The organism is Gelatiniphilus marinus (assembly GCF_042684345.1).
GTDB classification, from domain to species: Bacteria; Bacteroidota; Bacteroidia; order Flavobacteriales; family Flavobacteriaceae; genus Gelatiniphilus; species Gelatiniphilus marinus.
In genome coordinates, this window is the sequence record NZ_JBHULK010000014.1 from 1 (window position 1) to 9,525 (window position 9,525).

General features: G+C 34.4%; 10 protein-coding genes. All 10 read left to right on the plus strand.

Annotation, left to right across the window (positions count from 1 at the left end; genetic code table 11):
• Nucleotides 1-178 precede the first annotated feature (178 nt).
• The 10 genes from ACFSQS_RS15975 to ACFSQS_RS16020 all read left to right on the plus strand — a co-directional run bounded on the left by ACFSQS_RS15975 (nt 179) and on the right by ACFSQS_RS16020 (nt 9,250).
• Nucleotides 179-856 (plus strand): DUF433 domain-containing protein, encoded by a 678-nt coding sequence (locus ACFSQS_RS15975; RefSeq protein ID WP_388021207.1) that lies wholly within the window; start codon nt 179-181, stop codon nt 854-856.
• Complete coding sequence (locus ACFSQS_RS15980; protein WP_388021209.1) at nt 856-1,266, plus strand: PIN-like domain-containing protein; 411 nt, start codon at nt 856-858, stop codon at nt 1,264-1,266. The genes ACFSQS_RS15975 and ACFSQS_RS15980 overlap by 1 nt, the downstream gene beginning before the upstream one ends.
• A 392-nt stretch (nt 1,267-1,658) precedes the next feature.
• Nucleotides 1,659-2,276: a hypothetical protein gene (locus ACFSQS_RS15985; protein ID WP_388021211.1), complete on the plus strand. Its 618-nt coding sequence runs from the start codon at nt 1,659-1,661 to the stop codon at nt 2,274-2,276.
• 1 nt (nt 2,277) lies between these two features.
• Nucleotides 2,278-2,712 (plus strand): hypothetical protein, encoded by a 435-nt coding sequence (locus ACFSQS_RS15990; RefSeq protein ID WP_388021213.1) that lies wholly within the window; start codon nt 2,278-2,280, stop codon nt 2,710-2,712.
• Between the two features lie 393 nt (nt 2,713-3,105).
• Nucleotides 3,106-4,095 carry a hypothetical protein gene (locus ACFSQS_RS15995; protein ID WP_388021215.1) on the plus strand — a complete coding sequence of 330 codons (990 nt, stop codon included), beginning with the start codon at nt 3,106-3,108 and terminating at the stop codon, nt 4,093-4,095.
• Nucleotides 4,096-4,435: 340 nt separating this feature from the next.
• The gene (locus tag ACFSQS_RS16000) at nt 4,436-5,290 is read left to right on the plus strand and encodes a phospholipase D family protein (protein WP_388021217.1); all 855 of its coding nucleotides are present in this window, start codon (nt 4,436-4,438) and stop codon (nt 5,288-5,290) included.
• A gap of 289 nt (nt 5,291-5,579) precedes the next feature.
• Nucleotides 5,580-5,891 (plus strand): helix-turn-helix domain-containing protein, encoded by a 312-nt coding sequence (locus tag ACFSQS_RS16005; RefSeq protein WP_388021219.1) that lies wholly within the window; start codon nt 5,580-5,582, stop codon nt 5,889-5,891.
• Nucleotides 5,888-6,796 carry a DNA adenine methylase gene (locus tag ACFSQS_RS16010; RefSeq protein ID WP_388021221.1) on the plus strand — a complete coding sequence of 303 codons (909 nt, stop codon included), beginning with the start codon at nt 5,888-5,890 and terminating at the stop codon, nt 6,794-6,796. Before ACFSQS_RS16005 ends, ACFSQS_RS16010 begins: the two co-directional genes overlap by 4 nt.
• 6 nt (nt 6,797-6,802) lie before the next feature.
• Complete coding sequence (locus tag ACFSQS_RS16015) at nt 6,803-8,482, plus strand: AlwI family type II restriction endonuclease (RefSeq protein WP_388021223.1); 1,680 nt, start codon at nt 6,803-6,805, stop codon at nt 8,480-8,482.
• 360 nt (nt 8,483-8,842) lie between these two features.
• Complete coding sequence (locus tag ACFSQS_RS16020; RefSeq protein WP_325449797.1) at nt 8,843-9,250, plus strand: hypothetical protein; 408 nt, start codon at nt 8,843-8,845, stop codon at nt 9,248-9,250.
• The last annotated feature ends 275 nt before the right edge of the window (nt 9,251-9,525 follow it).

Genomic DNA, 9,525 nt, shown 5'->3' on the forward strand with positions numbered 1-9,525 from the left:
CAGCTGCGCTGCCTGCACTACGGCGTGAAAACGCCGCAGAACAGGCAGCTATACGCCATTTTGCAAAGTGAAAACGTTTCACTACTTTTCACTTTGCAAAACAGCGCATAGCTGCGCGGGACGTTAGCTGTAATGCAAAAAAACATTTTGCTACCTTTGAAAATTATAAAAAAACTAAATGAAATTCGAAAATAAAGCTGAAATAGGAACTGGAATTTATACGCTACCGGATTTAGCTCGAATTTTGAATTTGGACTATCATAAAGTCCAGCGTCTTTTAAATGAGTACTGGGACAAAAGATTTGCGAAAGAATTCAGCGAAAAATATTCTTGGACTGTTGGTAAAAGTAAAGCTGTTAGCTTCCATACTCTTGTTGAATTTTATATTTTTTATCAGCTTAAAGAATCTGGAGTTTCAACCCAAGGAATTTTAAAGGCACACAAAGAGCTTTCTCAAATTTTCAATACGCCTTTCCCTTTTGCGAAATCTGAAATATTGGACGGAATAAATTGCTTTGGAAAGAAAATCGTATTTGAAATGAATAACGATGAAATAATTGACCTTGATTCAACAAAGCAATTGAATTTAAAGTTTATTAAAAACTTTATGCACAAGTTGGAATTTGACAACAATAGTCTTGCGACAAGACTATATCCTTTAGGTAAGAAAAATTCTGTCATCGTTGACCCAAAACATCAATTCGGTCAACCTACCATACAAGGAACAAATTTATTTCCAGAGACAATTTATAATCTTTATAAAAAGAAAGAATCGAAAAAATTTATAGCATCTTCATACGATATTACTTTAAAGCAAGTCAATGATGCGATTGATTATTGTAAAACCGCAGCTTAATGACAAAAATTTACATTGACGAAAATTTCGCACCTCAATTAGCTAACGGTTTAGATGTTTTTCAAAAGCATTTAAACCAAAAAGAAAAATACAAAGTAGAAGTCCTGTCTATAAAACAAGAATTTGGAAAAGGTGCTTTGGACGAACATTGGATTCCTATTGCAGGAAAGCAAAAAGCGGTAGTTATAACTCAAGATTTAAGAATTCAAACAACAAGACATCAAAACGAGCTATACAAAAAGCACGGTTTAGGAGTAGTATTTTTTAAGCCACCTTCAGATGGATATTCATTTTGGGAAATGGTAGAGCAATTAGTAAAACGATGGCCTGAAATAAAAAATAAAACAAAACTTAATCGACCTTTTGCGTTTAGATGTAGAAGTCGAGGAAACCTAGAAAAATTGAGCTAAAGCACTACAGCTAACAACGTATATAGCTCATAGCTAATTAGTTGCTAAATCGAAGTTAAGGTATATTTGGAAAGTCGCCAAATTTTTAAATTTGACGACTTTCCAATAAAAAAAGATAAATAGTAAAATTTAAAAATCTGGCTTGTGCTTAATCCGAAAATAATCGCTAATTTACACGCTACGAGCCATATACAACAACGTTCGGCGGCATTTAGCCCTATCGGGCACATACCGCCGAACGTCCCGCGCAGCTGCGCTGCCTGCACTACGGCGTGAAAACGCCGCAGAACAGGCAGCTATACGCCATTTTGCAAAGTGAAAACGTTTCACTACTTTTCACTTTGCAAAACAGCGCATAGCTGCGCGGGACGTTATGCCACATTTGACAAAAAATGATAGAACAAAAGAAAAAACAGAGATTTGAATTTTTAGAAAAGCTATATAAAGAGACGAACGGAAGTGAGTCCTATATGGTAAATATGTGGGAATTAGGACAGGAACTTGAATACGACAGAGAAACTACTTCTAATATCGTGGAATATCTACAAGGCGAGGATTTACTTGTTCCGAGAGCTTTAGGTGGAGGTATAGCAATTACTCATTACGGTATAAAAGAAATAGAAGATGCATACGAATATCCAAATAAGCCAACAGAACATTTTATGCCGATTAATGTCATAAACATCGAGAATATGAACAATTCCTCGATACAACAAGGAACAACTCATTCAACTCAAAACAATCATTTTGACAATAAAGAACTTTCGGATTTAAAACAAATTATTAGCGAACTACAAAATGTTATATCTAAACTTGAAGAAAGTGATTTAAAAGAAGAATTAGTTGCAGAAAATGAAACCTTGATTTCGCAAAGCAAATCACCAAAACCCAAAAAAAGTATAGTCAAAGAAACACTCAAATCTATTAAAGAAGTTTCAAAAGCGATTACAATAGAAACTATTACCACTCAACTGAACCAATTAATAGATGGATTTTTAACTTCAATGTAATATGGCAGATAAAAAAAAGAAAAGTGACTCGGAAAAAACTGATAAGGTTCAAGAAAAAAAACCAGTAATAGTTGAGGAATTAAGCAAAGAAGAAAGAGCTGATTTTATTTATCAGCAAGCAAATAGAATTCAATATCTTGAAAACGAACTAAAACAGCGAAGTAATCCTATTCACGTTTTATCTGACAATGCGGATAATTTGATTTCTCTGATTAAAAATACTGCTGACAAATGGCTTGAAATAAAAAAGACAACTTTAGGCTTTAACACAAAAATGTCTTTATTCGCATCGTTAATTATTTTAATGATTGTTGGTAGTGCTGGTTGGCTGACTTACGAAGGTAAAATTGACGGTTCAACTTTTACATTTTTATTGGGTTTAATTGTAGGTTACGCATTGACTTTTATACAAAATCTGATAAATCCACCGCAATAAAAAACGTGGCATAACAACGTATATAGCTCATAGCTAATTAGTTGCTTAAACGAAGTTAAGGCATATTTGCAAGTCCGCCAAATTTTTTAATTTGGCTTATTGATAAAAAAAGGTAATAAGAAAATTAAAAAATTCGGCTCGTGCTTAACTGAAAAGTTATCGCTAATTTGTACGCTACGAGCCATATACAAGACCGTTCGGCGGCATTTAGCCCTATCGGGCACATACCGCCGAACGTCCCGCGCAGCTGCGCTGCCTGCACTACGGCGTGAAAACGCCGCAGAACAGGCAGCTATACGCCATTTTGCAAAGTGAAAACGTTTCACTACTTTTCACTTTGCAAAACAGCGCATAGCTGCGCGGGACGTTGTGCGTAATTAGAACCTCGAAAATATGAACAAATTTTTCAGAACATTTTCACTTTTGACTTTGCTGTCTATTTTCTGCAATAACACTTTCGCCCAAAAACTCATTCAAGAATATGAACCCGAAAAAAATGACAGCATAAGAATTGGGAAAGGGGAAAAAGATTTTTTAAAATACATCCAAAAAGGTTACACACTTTCAATACCCAAGAAAGACAAAATTATTGGAACACTTATCTTTTTGGAGGGTTCTGAATTTGATAAAAAAAATAAGAGTGCAAAACTGATTTATAAGCAGGCTAACAAAAATGGATTTGCAGTTTTGTCCGTTTCAACAGAAATCCCGTTGGACTTTTATTTCACAGATAATTCGAGCCAAACTGCTCACCAAATAATCAAAACAGCCTTTAAAGAACATAATTTGTCAAATAACAATGTATTTCTAATTGGAACTGGTTTGTCAGGACATAGAGCAATGAAATACGTGGAATATGTCGAAAAAATCAAGACTGATTTCAAACTTAATCTAATCGGATTGGTTATTTGCGATTCGGCACTCGATTGGGTAAGACAATACAACGAGGGAGCAAGAGATATTAGAATTAATTATAACGAAGGTTCTGTTTGGGAAGGAACATTAACTACATATTTGCTAGAGCAACATCTCAATGGAACGCCTAAAACAAACTTGGAAAACTATCTCGACTTTTCTTCTTACAGCTATTTTGACGAGGAAAGTCGCCATATAAAATACTACAAAGATTTAGCTGTTAGAGCTTATATGCAAGTAGCGATTGAATATTGGCTTAAAGAAAAAAGAAAGACACCTTTTGACAATAACGGACCAGATATGGTTGGACTGATTGCGGAATTAAAACTCGCAGGCAACAACAAATCTGAATTGAAAGTTATATACCCAAAAGACAGTAAATCTGACAAAAAAAATGTGGACGGAACTTGGATTTCCGTAGGCAAAAAGGAATTAATGAAATGGATTTTAAAACAAATTGGGAAATAATAACTACGCACAACAATGGCTATAAGTAATTGCTTGTTCTCACCTACTTCTGAAAATCCTCGCGGATTTTCAGTTAAGTGCGTACTTGCTAAATTAATCGCTAAACCACGCAACTACTCATAGCCGAGACCGTTCGGCGGCATTTAGCCCTATCGGGCACATACCGCCGAACGTCCCGCGCAGCTGCGCTGCCTGCACTACGGCGTGAAAACGCCGCAGAACAGGCAGCTATACGCCATTTTGCAAAGTGAAAACGTTTCACTACTTTTCACTTTGCAAAACAGCGCATAGCTGCGCGGGACGTTGTGCTTAATACCAAAAAAAACAAACTTTACGATAAATGAGTAAATTTATTACTGGCAAAGAATTAGAAGATGCCATTTACAATACTATATGGGAAACTGAAAGTAGATTACTTATTGTTTCACCTTTTATAAAGCTTGATGACTATTTTAAAGAGCTTTTTGACAAACACGAAAACAACCCAAAAATACATTTGACTTTAGTTTTCGGAAAGAATGAAAAAGCTGTCCGAAAAAGTATGAGTAAAGCAGATTTTGACTATTTCAAAAAGTTTTTGAATGTTAGTATAATTTACGTTCCGAACTTACACGCAAAATATTACGGAAATGAAAAGCAAGGAGTTATAACATCAATAAATCTTTACGATTATTCATTTAAGAATAATATTGAGTTTGGAGTTTATTCACAGCAAAGTATTTTAGATAGATTTAAACAATCTGCTGATAACGATGCGTGGAATGAATGTATGGAAATTGCTGAAAACAGCGAAGTTGTCTTTATAAAAAGACCTGTTTATGAGACCAAAAAAATGATTATCAACTTAGGTAAAAACTACATAAAATCTGATATTCTATTTGACTCAACCGATAAGTTTTACGGATTTACAAAAAAGAAGAAATCTGAAAACAAACGACTGAATGATTTCCCTGAAGAATTGGAATTAGGCTCAAAAGCTGACATCAGACCTGAACGAGAAATTGAACAAAAAACTGAACACGGATTTTGTATTCGTTCTGGAAAAAAGATAAAATTCAATCCAAAACAACCAATGAATAGAGAATCTTGGAAAATTTGGAATGAATATGGGAATGAGGATTTTCCTGAAAAATATTGCCATAAAACAGGAAAAGCATCTAACGGAAAAACGTCAATGCGGAAACCGATAATGTAAAAGTACTAAGCACAACAACGTATATAAAACATAGTGCGAGTCGTTGCTAACACGAAATTTAGGGCATATTTGCGAGGTCGCCAAATTTTTAAATTTGGCTAATTGATAAAAGAAAGATAATTAGAAAAATTTAAAAATTCGGCTTGTGCTTAACCGAAACGAAACTGCCTATTTTCTGCACTACGTTTCATATACAAGACCGTTATGCCTCACCTAAAAAAAATCGTGCAAAGAACAATGATTTAGTGGAAATAAAACTATATTTGCCAAATAATGTCAAGACTTAATTATGTCAACAATTTTCGGAAATAAAATAAAGACACTTCGAGAGGACAAACAAATCCCTCAACGACAGTTGGCTTCTGCCTTGCAGATAGACACGGCAACCTACTGTAAGATTGAAAAGGGCGACAGACGAGCAAAAAGAGAGCAATTACCAGTTCTTGCAAAATTGCTTGAAGTGGACTCAAAAGAGTTAATTCGTTTATGGTCGGCAGACAAAGTTTATGATATTATAGCCGAAGAGGATGAAGCAACGCAAATATTAAGCGTAGTTGCAGAGAACATTGTAGAATACAAACGAAAAACCGCCAAATTATGAAACCACTTGTAAAATACAGAGGAGGAAAATCAAAAGAAATCCCTCATTTGATTAAACATATTCCAAAGTTTAGCGGAAAATATATTGAACCCTTTTTTGGTGGTGGTGCTTTGTTTTTTCATTTAGAGCCTAAAAAAGCAATTATCAATGACATTAACTCAAAACTAATTTCATTTTATTTAGGTGTGAAAGACAATTTTGAAGTTCTTAAAACTGAACTAACCGAAATTGAAAAACTTTATGCGATAAATCGCAAAAAGTTTGAAGAACTCAAAAGCAAGACACCAGACAAACGAGTAAATGACGAAAACGAACCTCTGTATTACGAAATAAGAGAAATGTTCAATGATTTAACAGATAAAAAATATTCGGAAGCATTGCTTTATTTCTTCATAAACAAAACTGCCTATTCAGGTATGATAAGATACAACTCAAAAGGGGAATTTAATGTCCCTTATGGTCGCTATAAAAACCTGAACACTTCTTTGGTTACAAAAGCACACAACAAGTTACTTTCAAATACGGAAATATATAATCTTGATTACTCTAAAATTTTTGAAATGGCAAAAGAAGACGATTTTATGTTTTTAGACCCACCTTACGATTGTGTGTTTTCAGACTATGGTAACGTAGAACATAAAGATGGATTTAACGAAAAAAATCATTCTGTTTTAGCCGACAAATTTCGTGAATTAAAATGCAAAGCATTAATGGTTATCGGAAGAACACCTTTAACCGAGAAATTATATGAAGATTTGATTGTTGACGAGTATGGCAAATCTTATGCTGTAAACATTAGAAATAGATTTAAATCTGAAGCAAAGCATATTTTAATTTCAAACTATGGTAATGAAGCAAACAAACGTTTTCCTGAACTTTCATTTCAAAAAGAATTAGCATTTTAATATTTTATGGCGTCAATAAACAGTAAAGTAATATTTGTTACAACTTCCCCAAGAACACCTTCTAAAATGATTCCTGAAATTGAGTTGTTGAACGCTCATTTTGCAGGTCAGAAATGGAATAAAGAGACCCAACTTGCCTTTATGGAACTACTAAAAGAAGAGAACTTCTTTAATGGAGAAGGTGCGAAAGACCCTTCATTTAGTGCAAGAGACAGAATAAACAGAGCACCAAAAGCTCTCGGATTTGTTACCCTATCGCCTAAAATACAACTAACACTTGCAGGCGAAGAACTAATAAACTCAAAACGTAAAGAAGAAATATTTTTAAGACAACTGCTTAAATTTCAAGTTCCTTCACCTTTTCATAAGCCAACAGAAAGTTCGGCTGAATTTTGGGTTAAACCTTATCTTGAATTATTTCGACTTGTTAGACACTTTGGCTCATTGAAATTTGACGAGTTAAGAATTTTTGGTTTGCAGTTAGTGGACTATAGAGAATTTGACACAATAGTTGAAAAGATAAACCAATTCAGGATTGCAAAAGCCGAGTATGTTGGTAATTATAAAAAATTCCGAGCGGAATATTTAGATAATGAAATTAGAGAAATTTATGAAGCAGATATAAATTCAGGAAATACCAAGACACGGCAAACAAATGATGCTTCCATATCAAAATTTATTAAGACAAAAGCAAGTAATATGCGTGACTATGCAGATGCTTGTGTGCGATACTTGAGAGCGACAGGTTTGGTAAATATATCTCATTATGGCAAATCTCTTTCAATCGTTCCCGAAAAGTCGGAAGAGGTTGATTTCTTTCTTCAAAATACAGATAGAGACCCTATTTTAGTTGATAATGAAAGACAGTATGTTACTTATCTTGGCAATCCTTTAATTCCAACCCTATTAACAGATAATAGAAAGTTGCTCGAACAAAAAATACGCTCTGAATTTCCGTTACTTGAAATTTCAGCGACAGCTACTTTACAAGACCTTAAAAATATATTTGCAGACGAGTTAGACAACAGAAGAGAACAAATACTTACTGACCAAGTTTCAGCGATAAAAGACTACCGCCAATTTGAAGAAATCAGCACAACATTTGACCAAATAATTACCAATTCGCTTTACGACAACCCATTAATGTTGGAATGGAATACTTGGCGTGCAATGACAATGTTGGACGGTGGAAATATAAAAGCAAATCTAAAATTTGATGACTTTGGTAATCCAATGTCCACCGCACAAGGTAATATGGCGGATATTGTTTGCGATTATGATGACTTTGGATTAACAGTTGAAGTAACTATGCAAGGTGGTCAAAGACAATATGAAACGGAAGGCGAACCAGTTACAAGACACCTTGCAAAATTTAAGAAAGAAACTGAAAAACCAGCATATTGTTTATTTATTGCACCAAATATTAATGACTCTTGTATAGCACATTTTTACGCTTTGCATAAAATGAACATACAATACTATGGCGGAACTTCAACGATTGTTCCTTTACCGTTAAGCATTTTCATAAAAATGGTTGAGGACTCGTACAATGCAAGTTACGTCCCAGAACCAAGACACGTTCAACGTTTTTTTGAGCGTTCAAATGAATTAGCAAACTCAACAGAAAACGAAGTAGATTGGTATAATGGAATTACCAAAGAAGCACTAAATTGGTTAACCGAATAAAAAGGCGAAGGCATAACAATGTATATAAAAAATAGGCGAAATATCAGTGAAATCAAGGCTTTTGGCTCGTATCAAACTTTAAGCTTAACCGAAAGTTTAGTGCTTCTTAATCGCCTACTTTTCATATACTAACCGTTCGGCGGCATTTAGCCCTATCGGGCACATACCGCCGAACGTCCCGCGCAGCTGCGCTGCCTGCACTACGGCGTGAAAACGCCGCAGAACAGGCAGCTATACGCCATTTTGCAAAGTGAAAACGTTTCACTACTTTTCACTTTGCAAAACAGCGCATAGCTGCGCGGGACGTTGGCAAACATTTCAACGCAACGCATAAAATTTTCATCTAATAAAAAAACTGTTATGAAAAAAATCCTAATTCTAATATTGACAATTGCAACACTGATAAATTGCTCAAATGATGATTCTATTAATGACCAAATTAATGGAAAATGGAAATTAATAGGAGTATCAACTATGGACTTTAATTCAAATCCACAAATTGATTATCCAAATGAAAATATTATTTATAATTTTCGACCAAACGGAATTTTATTGGTTACTGGAGGAGAAGATATTGGCTATCCAAATGGAGAATATGACTATTTTTTCGGAAAAGATTATTTAAGCGGAGCTCCAAGTGCAGGAGAGTCAAAAACTCTAATTGTAAATATAAATTCTACAAAATGGACTTATGATTTAACAAATGGAATAATGACTTTAAGTACTTCATATGTAGATGGACCTATCTTAAGGTTTGAACGGAAATAAAAAACGATTTGCCAACACCGTGTAAAAATAATTGCTTCGTTCTCGCCTACTTGGAAAATCCTGCGGATTTCCCAAAGGTTCGGTCAATGTTTATTATTTTAGGTGTTTGTCGCCGCAACTATTCTTACACATAAACGTTGCCAACCATTTTGACCCGTCCTGAATAAAGGCTACATAATTTTAAACATTATGTACAAAAATGACAAAGTAATTAGACGGTATTCCGAATCTTTTAAACTCAAAATTTTAGACGAACTTACCGCAGGAAAATTAAA